The 21,161-nt window shown below is 70.4% G+C and carries 9 protein-coding genes and 1 pseudogene; 4 read left to right on the top strand and 6 right to left on the bottom strand.

Features of this window, described 5'->3' with window-relative positions; all coding sequences use genetic code 11:
- Position 1: 1 nt before the first annotated feature.
- The gene (locus ACWGE0_RS37430; RefSeq protein ID WP_452265607.1) at positions 2–2,710 is read left to right on the top strand and encodes a hypothetical protein; all 2,709 of its coding nucleotides are present in this window, start codon (positions 2–4) and stop codon (positions 2,708–2,710) included.
- A gap of 49 nt (positions 2,711–2,759) precedes the next feature.
- Here the strand turns inward: ACWGE0_RS37430 and ACWGE0_RS37425 are convergent, their stop codons facing one another.
- From ACWGE0_RS37425 to ACWGE0_RS37415, 3 genes are read right to left on the bottom strand one after another with little or no spacing between them, the layout of a single operon-like run.
- A complete protein-coding gene (locus ACWGE0_RS37425; protein ID WP_452265606.1) occupies positions 2,760–3,710 on the bottom strand; it encodes a S41 family peptidase in 951 nt (316 codons plus the stop codon).
- A 20-nt stretch (positions 3,711–3,730) separates the two neighbouring features.
- Positions 3,731–8,026: an amino acid adenylation domain-containing protein gene (locus ACWGE0_RS37420; RefSeq protein WP_452265605.1), complete on the bottom strand. Its 4,296-nt coding sequence runs from the start codon at positions 8,024–8,026 to the stop codon at positions 3,731–3,733.
- On the bottom strand, positions 8,023–10,404 hold the full coding sequence (locus ACWGE0_RS37415; protein WP_452265604.1) for a beta-ketoacyl synthase N-terminal-like domain-containing protein: 2,382 nt from the start codon (positions 10,402–10,404) through the stop codon (positions 8,023–8,025). Before ACWGE0_RS37415 ends, ACWGE0_RS37420 begins: the two co-directional genes overlap by 4 nt.
- A gap of 177 nt (positions 10,405–10,581) precedes the next feature.
- On the opposite strand from ACWGE0_RS37415, the gene ACWGE0_RS37410 reads away from it, so the two are divergent.
- Both ACWGE0_RS37410 and ACWGE0_RS37405 read left to right on the top strand, forming a co-directional pair.
- Positions 10,582–10,818: an MbtH family protein gene (locus ACWGE0_RS37410; protein WP_452265603.1), complete on the top strand. Its 237-nt coding sequence runs from the start codon at positions 10,582–10,584 to the stop codon at positions 10,816–10,818.
- Complete coding sequence (locus ACWGE0_RS37405; protein WP_452265602.1) at positions 10,815–11,072, top strand: phosphopantetheine-binding protein; 258 nt, start codon at positions 10,815–10,817, stop codon at positions 11,070–11,072. Before ACWGE0_RS37410 ends, ACWGE0_RS37405 begins: the two co-directional genes overlap by 4 nt.
- Before the next feature lie 3 nt (positions 11,073–11,075).
- Here ACWGE0_RS37405 and ACWGE0_RS37400 read toward each other — a convergent pair whose 3' ends face one another.
- Positions 11,076–11,795 carry an LmbU family transcriptional regulator gene (locus ACWGE0_RS37400; RefSeq protein ID WP_452265601.1) on the bottom strand — a complete coding sequence of 240 codons (720 nt, stop codon included), beginning with the start codon at positions 11,793–11,795 and terminating at the stop codon, positions 11,076–11,078.
- 247 nt (positions 11,796–12,042) lie between these two features.
- Here ACWGE0_RS37400 and ACWGE0_RS37395 point away from each other — a divergent pair, with 247 nt between their 5' ends.
- Positions 12,043–13,347, top strand: coding sequence for an MFS transporter (locus tag ACWGE0_RS37395; protein ID WP_452265600.1), 1,305 nt, complete (start codon positions 12,043–12,045; stop codon positions 13,345–13,347).
- Here ACWGE0_RS37395 and ACWGE0_RS37390 read toward each other — a convergent pair.
- A complete protein-coding gene (locus tag ACWGE0_RS37390; protein WP_452265599.1) occupies positions 13,317–14,153 on the bottom strand; it encodes a methyltransferase domain-containing protein in 837 nt (278 codons plus the stop codon). The two genes, ACWGE0_RS37395 and ACWGE0_RS37390, sit on opposite strands and share 31 nt — an antisense overlap.
- Positions 14,150–21,148 (bottom strand): annotated as a pseudogene (locus tag ACWGE0_RS37385) (amino acid adenylation domain-containing protein); the annotation flags it as partial. The pseudogene ACWGE0_RS37385 and the gene ACWGE0_RS37390, both read right to left, overlap by 4 nt.
- Positions 21,149–21,161 lie beyond the last annotated feature (13 nt).

Genomic DNA, 21,161 nt, shown 5'->3' with positions numbered 1-21,161 from the left:
CATGGCCGACTTCACCGCCGAGGACGCCGAAAGAGCGTTTCTCGAGGCGTACAACATGCCGACGGGCATGCCGAAGCACGAGGCGCTGGAACGTGCCGCGCGCATGTCCGACGCGCTCGGGCACCTGCCGCTCGGGGTGTCGTGCCGGGTCGCGATGATCGACTCGGCGTACTACCTGGCGCGCTACGACCTGATGCTGGCGCCGTTCGCGTGGGTGCGCGCCGCCGAGGAGAAGGACCCGGAGGCGTTCAACGAGTACGAGATCCACTCGCTGAACTGGTCGCACAAGTGGGTCGCGACCGGCCTGCGCCGGGACCCGCGGTTCACGCTGGAGCAGCTGGAAGCGGTGATCGGGCAGCTCGCCGACCGGTACGGACGGCTCGGGTTCTCGGTGCAGCCGGTGCACGGTGCGCGCGCCGAGCACGCCTACCACGTCGGTGACATGGTCGGTCTCGCCGAGCACCTCGGGAAGTACCTGGCGACCGAGTCCGGCCCGATGGCGGACTGCGACGCGTGCGTGGTCGAGGAGCAGGTCTGGATGCTGGCCCGGCTGGGCCGGCACCAGGAAGCGGCCGCGCACGGCTGGGAAGGCTTGTCCGGCAACACGAACTGCGCCACGCAGCCACAGGGCATCCTGTCCGCGCTGCTGTGGCCGTTGCTGGAGATCGGCGACACCGAACGGGCGGCGCACGCGCACACGACCGCGTACCGGTTGATCAAGGAAGACGAGATCACCTCGTACGTGCACGAGCACATCAGGTTCTGCGCGCTGACGGGGAACGTACCCCGCGGCGAGGAGATCCTGCGCCGGTCGTTGCACAAGGTGACCACAGTCCAGCTGCCGGCCGACGAGATGTCGTTCGCCGAGTGCGCTTCCGTTCTGCTGCAACGGATCTCGCCCGACGTGGAGTTCGACGTGCCGAACGTCGGTCTGATGACGGCATCCGCGCTGCTCGACCGTCTCGCGGCGCGCGCGCTCGAGCTGGCGGACTCCTTCGACGACCGCAACGGGACGCCGGCGTGGCACGAGCGGGTCTCGCAGTCCTTGGCGCAGCCCGACTACCCGCACGTCGAGCTGGCCGTTCCGTCCGCACCGGTGGTGACGGCGGCTCCCGCCGAGGAGTCCGTCGTGTTCGGCGACCCGGTGGAGATCGCCGAGGCGATGGTGACCCTGTACGAGCAGGGCGACTTCGTGAAGGCGCGGCGGATGCTCGACTCGCTGCCCGCGGACATGGACTCGTTGCTGCCGCCCGATCTCGCGGCGCACGCGGGCATCCGGCGGATGACGACGGGGCTCGTGCCGTTCGACCCGGCGGCGTTCGAAACGCTGCTGACCGCGCTGCCCGCCGATCTCGCGCTGCGCTACCAGGCGCGGCTGGCGATCGGGATGGAGGACGGCCTGGCGGTCGCCGAGCGGTGCCTGGCCGAGGCCGAGAGCGACTTCACCCGGACGGTCGCGGCGTTGACGCTGGCCGAACTGCTGGACGACACGCACGCCCACGAGCGAGCCTCCGAGATGCTGGCACTGGCGTCCTCTTTGGACGTTCCGGAGCTGCGCGGCCGGGTGCTGGTCGAGGCGGCGGAACACCAGGCGCGGCAACAGGACCTCGACGGCGCGTACGCGGCGATCGTGGCGGCCATGGCGGGCGAGCTGCCGGCGAGCGCCCGGTTCGAGGGCTTCCGGTTGCGGCTGCGGCTGGAGACGTTGATGGGCCGCGCTGCCGACGCGATGGCGACAGCCCGCGCGTTCGTGACAGCGTTCCCGCTGCCGGAATCCGCGGAGGCGCGCTGGTACCAGGTGGCCTCGATCCAGGAGTTGGACCAGGAAGGCGCCTGCCTGGCCGACCTGCGCGAGGCCGTGGCGGTCTCGCGCGTGCACCTCTCCCCCGGCCACACCGCGCACTTCTGCTTCGCGCTGAGCGGCGGCTACGTGCAGACGGACCGGTTCGTCGAGGCCGCCGAGGTGCTCGAGGAGTCGCTGCGGCTGCTGCAGGACGGCCAGGAGGACCTGCGGCTGCAGGTGGTGTTCCGGCTCGGGCAGGTGTGCCGCAAGCTGGGCGAACTCCCGGCGGCCGAGCGGTACCTGCGTGAAGCCTCCGTTCTGCTGCCGCCGGAGGAGATCGGGCGCCGGGCGTTCCTGCTGGACGCACTCGCCTCCGTGCAGGGCCGGTTGGAGAAGCACGACGAAGCGACCGCGTCGTGGCGCGCGGCTTCCGCGCTGTGGCAGCAGGAGGGCAACGCCACGGAGGCGATCGGCTCGCTGATCGAGCTGGCCTCGAACCTGCCGGAGGACGAGATCGTCGAGACCCGCGCGGCCGTCGACGAGGCCGAGGCGCTGCTGCCGACGCTGGACGACCCGCAGGAGGTCACCCGGCGGCAGGCGGAGATCGTGGCGATCCGCGCGTGGGTGCACGGCCAGGCGGGCGAGTTCGCCCTGGCGATGAAGCACTACCGCGACGCCGAGTCGTTGGTGGTGTCGCTGGGAGACGAGAGCTGGCGGGTGTTCGTCGTGCTGCGGGCAGCCCACGTGCTGCTGAACGCCGACGACGCCGAGGGCGCGGAAGCCGAGGCGCGCCGGGCGGCATCGCTGCTGCCCGACGACATCCAGGTCGGGACCGTGCTGTCGGTGCTGTCGGAGGCGTTGCGGCGCCAGAACAAGCCGTCCGGCACCGATCCGCTGGTGCGCGAGCTGACCTCTCGACTGGATTAGCCGCGCGAGTGTGTTGTGTGGCCGCTGCGATCGGGCAGCGGCCGCTGCACTATCCCTTCAGGGCTTCTTCGGCGGCTTCCGCGATCGTGCGGCGAGGGCCGTCCTTGCCGAGCGTCAGCACGTGCTCGAGGGCCTTCTTGTAGGCGACGTCGAACGCCTCGTCCTCCGGCACCTCGACGTGCGGGACGACGCCGACGGCTTCCCAGTTGGTGCCGGAGATCGGGTTGATCGCGCGGCCGTTGGGGATCGACGACTTGAGGTGCGGGCCCACCCGGTAGCGCTCGCCGGGGTGGGCGCCGCCCTTGGTGGTCTGGCCGATGAGGGTGGCGCGCTTGGTCTGCTGCAGGTTGTAGCTCAGCTCTTCCGCGCCGGAGAAGGTGCGCTCGCTGGTGAGGACGAAGATCGGCTTCTCGCCGCCGAACTTCGGGCCTGAGACGTGCGGCAGGGTCCAGTACTGCTCGGTGGTGTCGTCCGGGCGGCTGTAGATGTCGTTGAGGTGCACGCGCTCGTCGAACAGGTAGCTGCAGATCAGGGCGACGGTGTTGGGGTCGCCGCCGCCGTTGTTGCGCAGGTCGATGATCAGCGCGTCGGTGTGGGCGATCATGTTCATGGCCGCGACGTAGGCCGGGGTGGCGATTTCGGCGTCGTGCAGCAGGCGGAGGTTCAGCAGGCCCACGTTGCCCTTGAGGCGCTCGACCTTGGTGATGCCGAACGCGTCGAGCTCGGCTTCCTTCCGGTAGGCGACCGGGTCCCAGGCGGAGGCCTGGCCGGTTTCCGGGACCTCGTCGTGACTGAAGAGCAGGCGGAGATGCTTGTCCCCGTTGACACTCTGCAGGTCTGCGGTGACTCGGGCCGCGAACTCCTCGTCGTCCGCGGCGTCGGCGTAAGCGCCCTCGGCCAGGCGGGTGCGCAGGACGGTCGCGATCTCGTTGGCCGTGTCCGGGAAGACGTAGTAGGAGGCGAGCTGGGAGCACAGGAGTTCGATCTCGGGTTCGCGCACCGGCACACCCTAGCCACGGATCAGCGCCGCCTCTCCTCATTTCTGCGGTGGTCGCGACGGCGTGCTGCCGTGGCACTCCGCGTTCGTGAGCTCGCGGCCCGGACACCCTCTGACCGGTGTTCTGCGCGGGGCTCGAGCACCTGGGCGAGCGAGGAGATGGTCGGGTGGACGAAGAACGCGGTCAGCGGGACGTCGATGCCGTGCCGGGCGAGCAGTTCCTGGCGCACCCGCACCACCAGCAGTGACGTGGCACCGATGTCGAAGATGTTCTCCGCGGCGCTGACCCTGGAGACACCCAGCGCCGCGCACCACAGTTCGTGCAGCAGGTCCTGGGCAGGTCCGCTCGGGGCGACGTGGTCCGTGCTCGACGTCTGCTGCGCGGCGATGGCCTTCAAGGCGTTCCGGTCGGTTTTCCCGTTCGGGGTCAGCGGGAGGACCGGCAGGGTCAGGACGCGGTTCGGCACCATGTACTCGGGCAGGCGCTGCCGCAGGAACGCACGCGTGCTGTGTTTGAGCACCCGCAGCAGTGCGCCCTGCCTGGTGTCGTTGCCGACCGGCCCGCTGACCACCGGCCGCTCGTGGACGAACGGCTTCCCGCCGCGGGTGAAGGTCGTGCGGACGCGTCCCTGCTCCGGGCAGCGCGAGGACCACGAGTGGTGTGCCTGCCAGCCGTGCCGGGCCGCCACCTCGTCCAGTTCCTCCGGTGCGCACGCCGTCACGGCGACGTCCTCGTTCCCCACGAGTCCGGCGAAGCGGGCGACGCGGGCGTTCGGGATGCCGTCGACGACGACAGCGGCCGCAGCCGACGCGCCGAGCAGGTGGCCCAGGCCGGCGAGGCCGGCGACCTCCTCCCAGGAGAAGTGCTCACGCGGCTGTGCCTGTTCCGCCGCCTTCCCGCCGATCTCCAGCAGGACGTCGTAGCGGAAGCGGGTCAGCTCGTTGTCGAAGGCGGACTCCTTGAGCGACACCTGGATCCCGGTCACCGCCGGCAGCGCGTCCTGCAACCGGGCGAAATAGCCGGGGTCGATCAGCAGTTCGTCCTCCTCCAGCGCGTGCCGGGCCGCGAGAGTGCGCAGTTCGTCCGGTCGCAGCCGCTCGTCGGTTCGCAGCACGCTGGCGTGGAACGCCTCCGCCAGTCGCAGGCTGCGGAGATCGCCGACGAACAGGTGCCCGCCGGGAGCGACGATCCTGCTCGCCTCCGTCAGCACCGCGGTGAGGTAGTCGAGGCTGGGGAAGTACTGCGCGACGGAGTTGAGCACCACGCAGTCGAAGAGGTCGCCGGCGGCCACGTCACCGATCTCCGTCGCGGCCGCCGTGGCGAGCCGCACCCGGTCGGAGAATCCGCGCCTGATGACCGCGTCCGACACGTGGGCGATGGCCTTCTGGGAGAAGTCGACCCCCAGGTAGCGATCGGCGTCCGGGGCGAGCCGCAGCAGCAGGAGGCCGGTGCCGCAGCCGATCTCCGCGAACGTGCGGGCGCCGGTCGCGGCGATCCGCTCGACGGTCCGCGCCACCCAGTCCCGCATGTCCGGCTCCGGCAGCGACTGCTTGGTGTAGCTGCTCTGCCAGCCCTTGAGGTTCAGGTCGTCCTGTGCGGCGGGTTCGCCCTCCGCGTAGGTGGTGTCCCACAGCGTGCGCCAGTCGTCCGTCGTGTCGCCGGACTCCTCCGCCGTGTCCCGCGGCGTCACGAAGGTGACGAGTTGGTCGTGCACGGCCAGCGTGCAGGCGTCGCGGACGCCGGGACAGCCACGGGTGGCGGCATCGACCTCGCCCGGCTCCACGCGGTGCCCGCGGATCTTCACCTGGTCGTCGAGACGTCCCAGGTACTCGAGGTCGCCGTCGGAGCGCCATCGGACGAGGTCACCGGTGCGGTACACCGGTACGCCCCTGACCTCGGTGAACCTCTCCGCCGTCAGTTCGGGACGGTCGAGGTAGCCGAACGCCAGACCGGCGCCCCCGATGCACAGCTCGCCGGGCACTCCCAGCGGCACCGGGCGACCGGCGGCGTCGGTGACGACCAGGCTGGTGTTCGAGATGGGCTTCCCGATCCCGGTGGCGGTGTCGTGGCGGCGCAGCACCGCACGCGTCGACCAGATGGTGGTTTCCGTAGGCCCGTAAAGGTTGTGAACCTCGGGTCCGAGCGCGGTGAGCGCCTGGGCGAGCGAGTGCGGCAGGTGTTCGCCACCGCTCCAGATCTGCCGCAGCGCGGGCGGTGCGACCCGAGCGGAGGAGGTGTAGAGCTTCCAGGTCGCCGGAGTCGCCTGCACCACGGTGATCTCCTCGGCGGCGAGGAGCTCGTGCAACCGGTCCGGGTCGCCACCGGCACCCGCCGGCGCGACGACCAGCGTGCCGCCGGTGAGCAACGGGAGCCAGAGCTCGAGGCCGGCGATGTCGAACGAGAGGGAGGTCAGCGCGAGTAGCCGGTCGCTCGTGGTGAAGCTCGACGCCGCCGCGAAGTCGTTCAGCAGGTTCCCGAGGCTCGCGTGGCCGACCAGCACTCCTTTGGGGCGTCCGGTCGAGCCGGACGTGTAGATCACGTAGGCCACGCTGTCGCCGTCGATGACCGGTGGTGCGGCGGGAAGGGCGGACATCGGTTCGTCCAGCAGCAGCACCTCGGTGCCCGCCGGCACCGGGACGCGGTCCGCGAGTTCGCGCGTGCTGAGGAGCACCTTGATGCCGGCGTCCTGGGTCATGTGCTCCAGCCGGGCCCGCGGGTACGCCGGGTCGAGCGGGACGTACGCACCTCCCGCGAGCCAGACACCGAGCAGACCGGCGGGGAGGTCGCGCCCGCGAGGGAGCGCGACGCCGGCCAGATCACCCGGCCGCAGCCCGCGTGCCACCAGCTCGGCCCCGATCGTCTCGGCGCGTTCGACGAACTGCGCGAACGTGTAGGTGCCGTCGGACGCCCGCACCGCCACGGCATCCGGCCGGCGACCTGCCGTCTCGGCCAGCCTGGCCGGCAGCGCACGGGAGTCGACGGGACGCGTGGGGCCCGTGCCGAGCTCGGCCAGCACGGCCCGTTCCGCCGCGTCCGCGAGGTCGACACCCTCGACGCGAACGCCGGGATCGGTGGCGACGATCTCCCACAACCGCCGCAGATGGCCGCCGAACCGCTCCACCACGACCCGGTCGAAGAGATCGGTCGAGTACCGCAGCCGGCAGTCCAGGCCGTCGTCGAGCGGGGTCACGTCGAGCACCAGGTCGAACTGCGAGGTGCCGGTCAGCGCGTCGAGCCGCTCCAGCGCGGCGCCCGGCAGGTCCACCGCGGGCGGGGGATCGTCCTGAACCTCCACCATCACCTGGACCAGGAGGTTGTGGGACAGGCTTCGCTCCGGCGCGACGGCGTCGACGAGCTCCTCGAACGGCGCGTCCTGACGCGACTCCGCCCGCAGCAGCACGTCACGCACACGTTCGAGGTGCGTGGCGAACGACGGGTCGCCGGTCAGATCCGCCGGGATGACCAGCGTGGTGGCGAAGGGGCCGATCATCGGTTCGGTCTCCCCCGTCGGCCGGCCGGCCGACGGCGTGGCCACCAGCAGTCGCGACTGCCCCGACCACAGCCCCAGCACCACCGAGAACGAGGCCAGCGCGAGCGCCCGCAGGGATGCGCCGTGCTCCCGCGCCACCTTCTCCATCTCGCCGGCGAGATGGGCGGGAACCTGCCAGGACACCGAGTCCGCGGCCAGCGTCTGCACGGCGGGCCGTGGGCGGTCGGCCGGCAGGTCGAGCACCGTGGGGACACCCGCCAGCTCGCCCAGCTGCGCCGTCCGCTGCTCGACGGCCTGCGGCGTGCCCGCCCGCTCACGCTGCCACCGCGCGAAGTCGGCGTACCGCAACGGCAGCTCCGGCAGCTCCGGGACACCGTCCTGCCGGTAGAACTCGGTGACCTCGCGCAGGAAGACGTCCATCGACCGGGCGTCCGCGACGAGGTGGTGCAGCACGAACACCAGCACAGTGGTGTCCCCGCCACGCACCAGTCCCACGCGCACCAGCGGAGCACCGGCGAGGTCGAAGGGTTCGCGGGCGAACTCCTCCACCCCGGCCAGGACCGCGTCGCCGGACACGTCGAGCTGACGCACGACCACCCGTGCCTCGGGCAGCACCTCCTGGGCTGGGACGCCGTCCACGACGCGGAAACGGGTGCGCAGCACGTCGTGCCGGTCGATCACGGCGTTGACCGCGCGTTCCAGCGCGACCGGGTCCAGCTCGTCGCGCACGGCGAACTGAGCCCGCAGGTGGTGCAGCGCGGTGCCGGGTACCAGCTGCTCGATGAACCAGATTCGCTGCTGTGCCAACGAGGTCGGGGTGGAAGTCATCGGCCGCTCTGCTCCCCCGTCAGTTCCGCCGGGTCGATCCCGGGGCAGTCGTCCAGCAGCGCCGGGTGCAGACACGGCGTCCGCGAGAAGCGCCTCGGGGCCACCTCGATCCGCAGCGCGTGATCACGTTCGGCGTAGGCGTCCCAGTCGATCCGCGCGCCCCGTTCCCACAGACCGCCGACGGCACGGAGCACGTCGGGCAGCACCGTCACGACGGCGTCGTCCGGCACCGCACCGAGCTCGGTCCTGCCGCTCAGCTGGAGGTAGACGGTCTCCGGATACTCAGCTGTCACCGTCCGCACGGCCGTGTCGAACGGAACCGGCTCACCGAGCTGCACGCTCCAGTAGCCGGGATCGCACGCTTCCTCCCCGGTCAGCCACGACCCGGTGACGCCGGAGATCGTCGGCGTCCTGGGCGCCTGCAACCGCACGTCGCGCATCCGCAGGTCCGGCCCGGACTGACCGCGCCGGCACACCGCCCGTGCCGCGTCCTCGAACGAGAGGACACCGCTCAGCGCGGCGGCGGTCAGCTCACCGGCACCCCGTCCCAGCAGCACGTCCGGCCGGATGCCCAGCTCGCCGAGCAGCGCGTGCAGCCCGACGCCCACCAGGTGCGCCACCGGTCGCGAGGCCGGCGACCCGCTCTGCCGGAACGCGTCGCGCACGGCCGCGAACTCTCCGGGAGCGAGCGCCTGGGTCATGACCGCGAGACCGTCGTCGACGGCCGATCGGAAGGCCGGCTCCGTCACGTAGAGCGCGGACGCCGCGTCCGACGCGCCCACGTCCTCGCCCGGGAGCACGAAGACCAGGGTGGGCGGCGACTCCGGGGCGGTGCGGAACCTGTCCGCGGCCGGCCACTCGACGTCGGTGGCATGGCCGTCGACCGGGACCAGCGCGGTCGCGCGTGCGGTGAGCTCCGGGCGGCCGGTGCGCAGCGTGTGACCGATGTCCCGCCGGGTGTCGGTGGAGGAGTCCACGACGGCATCGCGCACCGCGCCGACGACCTCAGTCAGGCGCTGCGGGTCGTCCGCGGACAGCGGCAGCAACTGCCAGGACCTCCCCTTGCGGGAAGCATCGCGCACCGCCCGTTCCTCGTCGCTGACGATGACGTGCGCGTTCGTGCCGCCCAGCCCGAACGAACTGATCGCGGCGGTCCTGCCCAGTTCCGTTCGTGGCCACGCGATCGGCTTGTCCGCCAGGACGAACGGGGTGCCGGCCAGGTCGACCGGACGGGCCCCTGCCATCAGCGGGGCGTTGGGCGGGATCTCGTCGTGGCGCAGAGCCAGGAGGCTCGCGATGATCCCGGCCGCGCCGCCCGCCGCGGTGAGGTTGCCGACGTTCGCCTTGACCGAGTGCAGCCGGCATTCGCCTGTTCCCGCCCCGGCGGAGCGGAACGCCTCGGTGGCGGCGTCGATCTCCAGCGCGTCGCCGATGCCGGTGCCCGATCCGTGGCCCTCCAGCAGGCCGATGCTCGCGGCACTCAGTTCGGCGACGTCGAGCGCCTCCCCGATCAGCTCGATCTGGCCCGCGACGCCAGGCACGGTGAAGCCCGCGCGCTCCCGGCCGTCGTTGTTCACCGCGGTACCGGCGATCACGCCGAGGATCGGGTTGCCTGCTGCCAGCGCCGCGTCCAGCCTGCGCAGGAAGAGGACAGCGACGCCGTTGCCCTCCACCGTGCCGTCGGCCGAGGCCGTGTACGGCTCGCACCGTCCGCGCGGCGAGTAGATGCCACCCTCCCTGGCCAGGTAACCCGCGTCCCGCACGCTCACCGCGACGCCGCCGGCCAGTGCCGAGTCGCATTCACCGGCGAGGATCGCCTGGCTCGCGAGGTGCACCGCGACGCTCGACGAGGAGCAGGCGGTCAGCACGGTCATCGACGGACCGGTGAGCCCCCAGGCGTAGGAGACCCGGTTGGACAGGTAGTCGGGACTCGTGCCGACGGCGAGCGCGGCGAGATCCAGATCGAGGCCGGCAGCGGCGGAGCGGTACTCGATCCGCGCGCCGTAGTCGTTCGTCTGCAGCCCCAGGAAGACTCCGACGCGATCCGGCAACGCGCCGATGAAGCAGCCCGAGCTCTCCACAGCGCGGTAGCACGCCTCCAGCATCACCCGGTGCTGTGGATCGGTCAGCTCCGCTTCGGCACGACCGAGGCCGAACGCCTTCAGGTCGAATCCGAGGGAATCCGCCATCGGATATGCGGCGGAAACGTAGGAGGGATCTTTGTACCGACGCTCAGGAACTCCGCGCAGGGCCAATTCATCCTGGCTGATCTCGCGCCTGCCGGAACCGCCGGTGCGCAGGAGTCGCCAGAAATCCGCGGTGTTCCGCGCATCAGCCGCGCGAATGGACATCCCCACCACGGCAACACGATCAGACATTACCCCACCCACCTCACGAACAGTGCCGACTCGAGTTGCCGAACTGGATGACCACGCGGGCCAGGCTGTGCCGATCTTGTCTCGCCGGCGAGACGAGCGCAATCATGTCCGGTGTCCGTTGCGATGCTTGCCGCCGGCCCGATGGCGGCCGTTAGACTGATTCCACAGGAGAGGTCCGTGGCGAATCCGTTCGAAGACGACGAAAGCCTTTACCTGGTTCTCGTCAACGACGAGAACCAGCATTCGTTGTGGCCCGCGTTCCGCACCACACCGGCCGGCTGGACCGCGGTGCACGGCGAGGACACCCGCGAGAACTGCCTCGAGTACGTTTCCGCGCATTGGACGGACATGAGGCCCGCCGGCTTGATCAAAGCGATGGACGAAGAACGCGTTGGAGAGGTGCCGAGCCCATGACGACCGATAGCGAGTTCCGCAACCCCATGGACGCGCTGGTGGTCGAAAGCGTGCGCAAGCTCACGGGCGAAGAAGGCATCGGTATCAAGGACGACTTCTTCGACATCGGCGGCAACTCGATCATCGCGATCCGCCTCGGGCAGGTGCTGAGCGAAGAACTCGGCATCCCTCGCGCGGTCCGCGTGATCCTCAGGAACCCGGTGCTCAGCGATCTCAGCGACGCGCTCAGCACCCTGACGGCCGGCAAGGCCTGACCGTCAGAAGCCGGCGGCACGGCGCAGCATCTCCGCGGCCCACGCCTCGACCGGCTCGCTCTCCCGGCTGGCGGCCTGCTCGAACTTCTCCAGGTCCTCGGCCGAGAACTGCAGGCGCAGCAGGCGTGCTTCCGGCGAGGGAAGGGGAACCGCATGATCCGGTGTTCCCGTCGGCTGCGCCGGCACGACGGTGTCGACGCCGGCCACTTCGCGACCCTCGACCGCCGCGGGTGCGTCGTCGCCCTGCGCGATCCGGCTGCTCCGCACCTGCCCGCGCAGTTTGTTCCTGCTCCACCCGAGCTCTTCCGCTTTCCGCAACCAGTAATCCTGCTGCGGCTGTTCCAGAGCCACCACTTCGAGGTGATGACTGAAACTCAGGTTCTGCCGCCGGCGAGGCAACGGAAACCTGCGCGCCACCCAGGTGTAGTTGCGGAGGGTCTGGTAGCTCAGCGACGTCCTTTTCACGGCTTCGACATAACGGTCCTGGAAAGTGGTTTCCCCGTAAACGAGCCAGTCGGCGATCCACCAGGCCGAGGAATCCGCTACGGAGAACAAATTGACACCGAGCTTCTCCCACATCCCAAGGCTCTGCTTGGCAGTGAAAAGCAGTCCGGACTTGTGGAGCCGGACACCCGTTCCCATGGGCCGCCCGGAAGCGCTCACCGCTACCAGGCCCGCACCGGCCACGCCGTTCGGGCGTGGCAAGACGAAATCTGCACGCATCGCAACCCCCAGTTACGCTTCGTGTGTACACGGCCACTGTATCAGGCTCGCGTTCGCCCGGGTGGCTGAACGTGGATGCCCAGCCAAGCACTGGTACGGGCATCGCGACCGCCCCTGCTCGGCGATGTCCGGCCACCACCTCATTCTGTGTGCTTCATCTCGATCCGCTCATCACGGATCCGCGTTTTGCCCGCATCCGCTATGAGGGCGTCCGCCCGGACGTGATGCGACTGCTACGTTCTTTCGCATGGGGGAAACAGTGGAGAAAACGGCGGAGCCAGGCCTGGGGTTCAATTTCATCAAACTCTGGGCGGCGAACACGGCAGCCGCGCTCGGCACCGGGCTCGTGACGATCTCCGCCCCGCTGTACGTGGCCTCGCGGACGAACGACCCCCTGACCGTCGCGATCACCTCGGTCGTCATCTGGATCCCATGGCTGCTGTTCACCTTGCCCGGTGGCGTGTTCGTCGACCGCGTCGACCGCAGGCGGCTGATGATCCGGCTGGACTGGGCACGCGTCGCCGTGATGACGGTGCTGGGCGTCCTGGTGCTGCTGGAGCACGCGCCGCTGTGGCTGCTGTTCGCGTCCCTGTTCCTCATCGAGAGCGGCGAGGTGCTGTTCCGGTCGGCGAGCCAGTCGCTGGTCCCCGCGATGGTGCCGGACAAGCTGCTCGAACGCGCCAACGGATGGCTGCTCAGCGGGTCGATCACGACGCAGCAGATGATCGCGGGACCGCTCGGCGGGTTGCTGTTCGTGGTCGCGGCGAGCATTCCGTTCCTGGCCAACGCGGGCACCTACGCGATCAGCGCCGTGCTGGTCGCGCTGATCCCAGGGACGTACCGGGCCGTGGCGCGGCAGAGCGACGCCGGTGGGGAGCCGAGCACCGCCGGGCCGGCCAAGGGCGGCCTGAAGCAGGGCATCGCCTCGGTCCGCTCGGACATCGCCGAGAGCGTCCGCTTTCTCATGGGCCAGCCGGTCCTGCGCGCGATGAACGTGCTGACCGGCGTCCTGAACATCACGATGACCGGCGCCTACGCCGTCCTCGTCCTGCTCGCCACGGAACGGCTCGGCCTCAGCTCGGTCGGCTTCGGCCTGCTGCTCACGACCATGGCGATCGGCGGCGTGCTCGGCTCGGCGTTCGGCGACCGCCTCATCAAGCGGGTGACGGCCGCGTGGACGCTGCGCGTCGGCCTGCTCGTCGAGATCGCGACCTACGTGGTGCTGGCGTGGTCGCTCAACGCCTACCTGGTCGGCTTCGCGCTGTTCGCACTGGGGATCCACAACGCGATGTGGGTCATGGTCAACAGTTCGCTGCGCCAGCGCCTGACCCCGCCGGAGATGATGGGCCGCGGTGCCAGCCTGAACCTGTTCGTCATCGTGGGCGGAAACGCGGTCGGCGCGCTGCTCGGCGGCGTGCTCGCCAAGCAGTTCGGGCTGACGGCGCCGTACTGGCTGGCGCTCGTCGTCGCCGTCGTCGTCACGATCTTCGCCTGGCCGGTGTTCTCCTCGGTGGCCAAGGCCTACGGAACGCGGGCCACCATCACCACGTAACCCAGGTGCTCGCTCTGCAGCGCTGCGGCACGCCGTTCGTGGTCCTGGTAGTGGGCGCTGAACTTCTCCCCCGCCTCTTCCTCGACCAGGCGCGCCCGTTCCGGCAGCCGGCGGAGGTTCTCCTCGCACGTTCGCCGCAGCTGTTCCGTCAGGTCGTGCCGCTCGACGTCCGCGAACCCGAGTCCGGAAAGGACGCTGTCGTACTCGCCAGGTCGACTGAGCGCGTTCAGCTTGAAGGTCTCGACCAGGGTCGCCCGCTCCACCGGCCCGAGCGGCAGGCGCTCGGTGTAGTCGGTGAACACCAGCCGACCGCCGGGGGCCAGCACCCGGCGGATCTCGCTGAGGCACGTGATCCGGTCCGGCATGTACATGAGCGCCTCGACGGCCCACACCGCGTCGAACGAACCGTTGGCGTAGGGCAGTTTCATCGCGTCGACCCGCTCGAACCGCACCAGGTCACCGACGCCTTCCCGGTCGGCGAGCGCGGTGCCGCTGCGGACCTCCTCACCGCTGACCGTGATGCCGGTGACCGACGCGCCCGACGACGTGGCGAGCCGGACGGCGGGGCCGCCGGCCCCGCATCCGACGTCGAGGACCCGAGAGCCCGGGCCGGCCGCGAGGTGCGTGGCGAGGTAGTCGGTGAACCGGTCCTCCGGAGAGGTTCCTGGTTCGTCCGCCTGCCCCCAGTACCCGATGTGCCGGTTGCTCCCCAGGATGAGGTCGAAGAGCCAGTGCATGTCGTCGTTGAGCTCGCCGACCTGCTCCGGGCTGAGCACACCGGACGGTTCTGACGTGGATCGCGTCACGGGAGGAGTTCCTCGCTTTCTGATCGGGTCATGAGGTCGAGGAGGATCGGCCCGAACCCACGCACCGGCCGGGGATCCATCATTTCCTCGTGCGCGCAGTCGACCGCGTGCACCTCGACCTCGCCCTTGGCGAAGCCGGTCCAGTCGACGTCGGAACCGGCCGCCTCGATGCTGACGATCCGGTCCCCGAACATCCGCGTCCGGTGGGTGTCGAAGAGCCGCAGGCAGTGGCGGGTGATCTCGGACAGCCCGGTGATCCGTGCGGCGAGGAGTTCGGGGAGATCCCGGCCGCCGGCCTCGGTGATCGACTGCTCGACGAGGTCCTGCGACTCGTCGGCGTCCCGCGGGTCTCCGGTCGACGGGCTCGCGTCGAACAGCACCAGCAACGACACGCTCTCGCCGGCTTCTTCCAGCGCCACAGCCATCTCGTGCGCGACCGTGCCGCCGAACGACCAGCCCATCAGGGTGTACGGGCCGTCGGGCTGCACCCTCCTGATCTCCGCGAGGTACGCCAGCGCCAGCTCCTCGAGCGATCCCGGCCGACGGTCGGGGTCGGTGTACCCGCTCGACTGGAGGCCGTAGACCGGGTGGCCCTCCGGGAGGTACGGCAGCAGCCCGGCGTAGCACCAGCTCAGCCCGCCGATCGGGTGGACGAGGAACACCGGGCGCAGACTTCCCTTGATGCGCAACGGGAGCAGCGTCGCGAAGGAGTCGCTCTGGTCGCGGTCGAGCCGTCCCGCGAGCCCGGCGACGGTCGGTGCCTCGAACAGCGTCCTGATCCCCAGCTCCACGTCCAGCTCCGAGCGCACGCGCGCCACCAGGATGCTCGCGAGCAGGGAATGCCCGCCCAGGTCGAAGAAGTCGTCGTCGATCGTCACGTCACCGACACCGAGCACGTCACCGAAGAGTCCACAAAGGACTTCCTCGCGCCGGGAGCGGGGCGCCCGTCCGCCGTGGTCGCCGGCGAGCACGGGGGCGGGCAGTGCGGCACGGTCGATCTTGCGGTTCGGGGTGAGCGGAAGTGCCGGCAGGACGACCACGGCGCTGGGGACCATGTGGTCGGGCAGCCCGGCACGGAGGTGGTCGCGCAACTCGGCCGGGGTGATGGCGCCGGACGTCGTGGCGGCGTAGGTCACGAGCTGTTCGCCGATGTGCGGGTCGTTGTGCACCACCGCGACGGCCTGGGTGACTCCCTCGTACCGGCCGAGGAGGCTCTCGATCTCGCCGAGCTCGATGCGGAAGCCGCGCAGCTTGACCTGGTTGTCGGTCCTGCCGAGGAACTCGAGCTCGCCGTCGCGGTTCCAGCGGGCGAGGTCGCCCGTGCGGTACATCCGCGAGCCGGGAGCACCGAACGGGTCGGCCACGAACCGCTGCGCGGTCAGCGCGGGCTGGAACAGGTAGCCGCGGGCGAGACCGTCGCCGGCGAGGCAGAGGTGCCCGGCGACGCCGATCGGCACCGGCTGCAGGAAGTCGTCCAGGACGTAGGCCCTGGTGTTGCGGATCGGTGTGCCGATCGGCGGAGTGTGCGCACCACCGCCAACGGGCGCTGTCGTCGACCAGATCGTGGTCTCCGTGGGGCCGTACAGGTTGAGCACCCGGCCGGCGCCTGCCAGTCCGGCCAGCGAGCGGGCCAGGTCCGCGGACAGCGCCTCACCTCCCACCAGCACCCGCGGCCATCGACCGGCGGCGGTCACCAGCCCCTGCCACAGGCTCGGCGTGCCCTGCATCACCGTGACCCCGTGCGATTCCCAGAGTTCCCGCAACGCCAACGGATCCAGCACCTGGTCGCGCGTCGCCAGCACCACGGCCGCCCCCGACACCAGCGGCAGGTACAGCTCCAGCGCGGCGATGTCGAAGCCTGTCGTCGTCACCGCGGCCATCCGGTCGTCCGGTGTCAGACCGACGAGATCTTCCATTCCTGCCAGGAAGTTCGCCAGCGCCGCGTGACTGATCACCACACCCTTCGGTCGTCCGGTCGACCCCGACGTGTAGATCGCGTACGCCGGATGACCGCCGCGCAGCTGTGCGCACACTCCCGCGGGCGTCAGCGCGTCGACCGCAGCCGCCGTCTCCGGATCGTCCAGCACCACCGCCGGCACTCCCGCGGGCACCAGCGCCGCGGTCCTGGCTCCGACGACCGCCAGGGCCGGTGCCGCGTCGGACAGGACGTACCCGATCCGGACGGCCGGGTAGTCCGGGTCCACAGGCACGTACGCCGCGCCCGTTTTGAGGACGGCCAGCAGCGTCACGACCAGCTCTGCAGACCGGTCCAGCACCACGGCGACCAGCCGTTCGGGGCCCGCACCCAGCTCGGTCAGGTGCGCGGCCAGCCGTCCGGAAGCCTCGTCCAGCTCCCGGTAGGACCACGTACGTCCCTCGAACACCAGCGCAGGAGCGTCCGGTACCGCCGCCGCCCGCGCCGCGAACCGTTCGGGAACGGTCGTCGCCAGCTCCGGCGCACCGGTGTCGTTCCACCCGTTGAGCAGCTGATCGCGTTCCGCCGCAGTGAGGATCTCGGCCTGCGACAACCGCGTTCCCGGATCGGCGACCAGTTGCTCGACCAGCCGCACCAGCCGTCCCGCGATCGCCTCTGCCGTGTCGTGGTCGAACAGGTCGGTGGCGTACTCGACGGCACCCACGATCCCGGCCGGCTCGCCGTCGGCCGCGAACCGCAGCCGGAACTCGAAGTTCAGGTCGAACTTGGCCGAGTCCGGTTCGGGGACCTCCAGTTCGCGGACCCGCAGACTCGCCGTGGTGGAGGAGATCTCGGCGCCGGCGTCGAAGCTCAGCATCACCTGGAACAACGGGTGGCGGGCCAGCGACCTGGGCGGGTCCAGGATCTCCGTCAAGCGCTCGAAGGGCAGGTCCTGATGCTCGAACGCGGCCAGGTCGGTTTCCCGGACCCGTGCCAGCAGCTCGCGGAACGTCGGATCCCCGGACACATCGGTCCGCAGCACCACCGTGTTGACGAAGCACCCCACCAGGTCGTGCAGCGCCTCGTCCGCGCGTCCTGCCACCGGCGTGCCGAGCGGGATGTCCGTTCCGGCGCCCAACCGCGACAACAACATCGCCAATGCCGCCTGCACCACCATGAACGGCGTCACGCCCACCGAACGCGCGAGTTCCTCGATGCCCGCGTGCACCCGCGCGTCGAGCACGACCGGCGCTTCCGCACCTCGATGACTCGCCACAGCGGGACGCGGCCGGTCGAACGGCAGGTCCAGCTCGTCCGGCAGCTCCTCCAGCGCGGCGCGCCAGAACGCCGACTGCCGCGCCACCACGCTGGCCGGGTCATCCAACGATCCCAACAGATCCCGTTGCCACAGCGTGTAGTCCGCGTACTGCACCGGGAGCTCGTCCCACGCCGGCGCCGCACCGTTCAGCCGTGCTTCGTAGGCGGTGGCGAGATCGCGGCCCAGCACGCCCATCGACCAACCATCGGCGGCGATGTGATGCACGAGCAACAGCAACACGTGCTCGTCCGCCCCCACCGAGAAACCCCAGGCGCGCAACGGGATCTCCGCCGACAGGTCGAACACGTGACCGGCGGCGCCCGCCACCAGGTCCCCGACCTCGTCCGCACCGGCGTCGGCCCACTCCAGCGGCGGCACGACCTCGCCGGCCGGCACCACCCGCTGCACCAGCTCGCCGCCCGCCGCCGGGAAGACCGTGCGCAGGCTCTCGTGCCGCCCCAGCACGTCCGCCAGCGCCGACTCCAGCGCCTCGACGTTCATCTTGCCGCACAACCGCAACGCCAGCGGCACGTTGTAGACAGCGCTCGGCCCCTCCAGCTGGCCGATGAACCACAACCGCCACTGCGCGAACGACAACGGCACGCGCTCCGGCCGTTCCACCCGCGTCAGCGCACGCCGGACCTCAGCGCCGCCGACGCCGAGACGGTGCGCGAGGCCCGCGACCGTCGGGGACTCGAACACGTCGCGCACGCTCACCTCCACGCCCAGTTCCGCGCGCACCCGGCTGGTCAGCCGCGTGGCGAGCAGTGAGTGGCCGCCGAGGTCGAAGAAGCTGTCGTCGATGCCGAGCCGCTCAACCCCCAGCACCTCCGCGAACAGGCCGCACAGCGTGACTTCCAGCGACGATCGCGGCGCCCTGCCCGCCTCCGCACCCGAGTAGTCGGGCGCGGGCAACGCGCGCTGGTCCAGCTTCCCGCTGGAGGTCAGCGCGATGGCGTCCACCACCACGAGCGCCGACGGGATCATGTACTCCGGCAGCACCGCCGCCATCGCCGCGCGCAGCTCCGCCGGCCGTGGCCGAGCACCGTCCGCCGGGACGACGTACCCGACGATCCGCCGGTCCCCCTGCCGGTCCTCGCGCACGACCACCGCCGCCCGTGCCACGCCGGGCAGGGCGCCGAGCACCGCGTCGATCTCGCCGAGTTCGATGCGGAACCCGCGGATCTTCACCTGGTGGTCCGCGCGTCCCAGGTACTCCAGGCTGCCGTCGTGCCGCCACCTGGCGAGGTCGCCCGACCGGTACATGCGCTCGCCGGGCGCACCGAACGGGCACGCCACGAACCGCTCGGCGGTCAGCCCCGGCCGGTTCAGGTAGCCACGCGCCACCTGCGGCCCTGCCACGTACATCTCCCCAGCGACGCCCGGTGGCACCAAGCGCAGGTGCGCGTCCAGCACGTACACGGACAGACCCGGGATCGCGGTGCCGATGACGCTGCGCGAGCCGCGCACCACACCTGAATCCAGCGCCAGCACGGTGACGTGCACGGTGGTTTCCGTGATGCCGTACATGTTCACGAGTTGCGCGGAACTCTCCGGGTGACCGGCGTACCACTCCTGGACGCGCTCGAACGACAGCGCCTCCCCGCCGAAGATGACGTAGCGGAGCCGAAGTTCCCGTGACCCGGCGCGGGAAAGCTCGTAGAACGCCGACGGCGTCTGGTTGAGCACCGTCACCTCTTCCGCGGCAAGAAGGTCCAGGAGGTCCGCCGGAGACCGTGCGATGTCTTGCGGCACAACGACAAGGCGACCGCCGTGCAGCAGCGGACCCCAGATCTCCCACACCGAGAAGTCGAAGTTGAGCGAGTGGACCATCGCCCACACGTCGTCAGGGCCGAACCCGAACGTGTGCTCGGTGGCGCTCATCAGGCTCGCGACGTTGCGGTGCGGGATCAGCACGCCCTTCGGACGGCCCGTCGTGCCGGAGGTGTAGATGACATAGGCGGTGTGCCACGGCAGCAGCGGCGAAACCCGCTCACCGTCGGAGAGGTCGTCCGACGGCATTTCCGCGGTGGCGGCGAACGTCTCCCCGGTGATGACCAGAACGGGGGCGACGTCGTCCAGCATCAGCTCGATCCGCTGCGGCGGCAGCGCCGGATCGACGGGGAGGTAGGCGGCTCCCGCCTTCAGCACCGCCAGCACGGCCACGATCATGTCCACCGAGCGGGGCAGCATCACCGCCACGAACCGCTCCGGCCCCGCACCGCGGCCGACGAGCAGCCTGGCCAAGCGGTTGGCCCGTGCGTTCAGCTCCGCGTAGGACAGCGAGACCCCGTCGCACGTCACCGCCACCGCGTGCGGGGTGCGCAGGGCCTGAGTCTCGAACAACGCGGGCAGGGTGTCCCCCGGCACGTCCAGAACGCCTGGATTCCACTCCTCCAGCAACAACCGCCGTTCCCCGTCGGTCAGGACGTCCGCCCTGCCGACGGACCTGCCGGGATCGGCGACCAGCTGCTCGACCAACCGCACGAACCGTCCCGCGATCGCCTCTGCCGTGTCGTGGTCGAACAGGTCGGTGGCGTACTCGACCACCCCCGCGATCCCCGCCGGCCGGCCGTCGTCGAACCGCTCGCGGAACTCGAAGTTCAGGTCGAACTTGGCCGAGTCCCTGCCGTGCACCGCCAGCTCGCCGACCCGCAACCCCGGCATCTCGAAGGAGACCTCGTCGCTGAGGTCGAAGCTCAGCATCACCTGGAACAGCGGGTGGCGGGCCAGCGACCTCGGCGGGTCCAGGATCTCCATCAGGCGCTCGAAGGGCAGGTCCTGATGCTCGAACGCGGCCAGGTCCGTTTCCCGGACCCGTGCCAGCAGCTCGCGGAACGTCGGATCCCCCGACACATCGGTCCGCAACACCACCGTGTTGACGAAACAGCCGATCAACTCGTGCAACGCCTCGTCAGGACGACCCGCGACCGGCGTGCCCAGCGGGATGTCCGTTCCAGCGCCCAGCCGCGACAGCAAAACCGCCAATGCGGCCTGCAACACCATGAACGGCGTCACGCCCGCCGAACGCGCCAACTCCACGATGCCCGCGTGCACCCGTGCGTCCAAGGCCACCGGCACTTCCGCACCACGATGACTCGCCACAGCGGGACGCGGCCGGTCGAACGGCAGCGCCAACTCCTCGGGCAACTCCTCCAGCGCGGCAAGCCAGAAACCCGACTGCCGCGCCAGAACACTGCTCGGATCATCTGCCGCACCCAGCAACTCCCGTTGCCACAGCGTGTAATCCGCGTACTGGACCGGCAGTTCCTCCCACACCGGCGCCGCATCGTCGAGTCGCGCGGCACAGGCGGTGGCGAGATCACGGCCCAGCACACCCATCGACCAGCCGTCACACGCGATGTGGTGCACGAGCAAAACCAGCACGTGCTCGTCCGGTCCGATCGAGAAACCCTTGGCACGCACGGGAATCTCCGCCGAGAGGTCGAACACGTGACCGGCGGCGCCCGCCATTAGCCCCGCGAGCTCGTCCACACCGGCGTCGGCCCACTCCACCCGCAGCTCGGCCTCGTCGGCCGGCAGCACCCGCTGCACCGGCTCACCGTCCACAACGGGATGAACGGTCCGCAGAACCTCGTGCCGTTCCAGCACATCGGCGAGCGCCGCGTCCAGCACGGCGACGTCCAGCGCACCGGACAACCGCAACGCCAGCGGCACGTTGTAGACCGCGCTCGGCCCCTCCAGCTGGCCGATGAACCACAACCGCCACTGCGCGAACGACAACGGAAACATGCCGACCCTCTCGCTGGTCCCG

The sequence above is a fragment of the Lentzea sp. NPDC054927 genome (assembly GCF_053610285.1).
This window is presented reverse-complemented; position numbering and strand designations above follow the sequence as displayed.

Excerpts from the sequence above, each read along its gene's own strand:
- ACWGE0_RS37400 (WP_452265601.1), bottom strand. The coding sequence starts at position 11,795 with ATGCGTGCAGATTTCGTCTTGCCACGCCCGAACGGCGTGGCCGGTGCG.
- ACWGE0_RS37395 (WP_452265600.1), top strand. The coding sequence starts at position 12,043 with ATGGGGGAAACAGTGGAGAAAACGGCGGAGCCAGGCCTGGGGTTCAAT.
- ACWGE0_RS37420 (WP_452265605.1), bottom strand. The coding sequence starts at position 8,026 with ATGACTTCCACCCCGACCTCGTTGGCACAGCAGCGAATCTGGTTCATC.
- ACWGE0_RS37430 (WP_452265607.1), top strand. The coding sequence starts at position 2 with ATGGCCGACTTCACCGCCGAGGACGCCGAAAGAGCGTTTCTCGAGGCG.
- ACWGE0_RS37415 (WP_452265604.1), bottom strand. The coding sequence starts at position 10,404 with ATGTCTGATCGTGTTGCCGTGGTGGGGATGTCCATTCGCGCGGCTGAT.
- ACWGE0_RS37405 (WP_452265602.1), top strand. The coding sequence starts at position 10,815 with ATGACGACCGATAGCGAGTTCCGCAACCCCATGGACGCGCTGGTGGTC.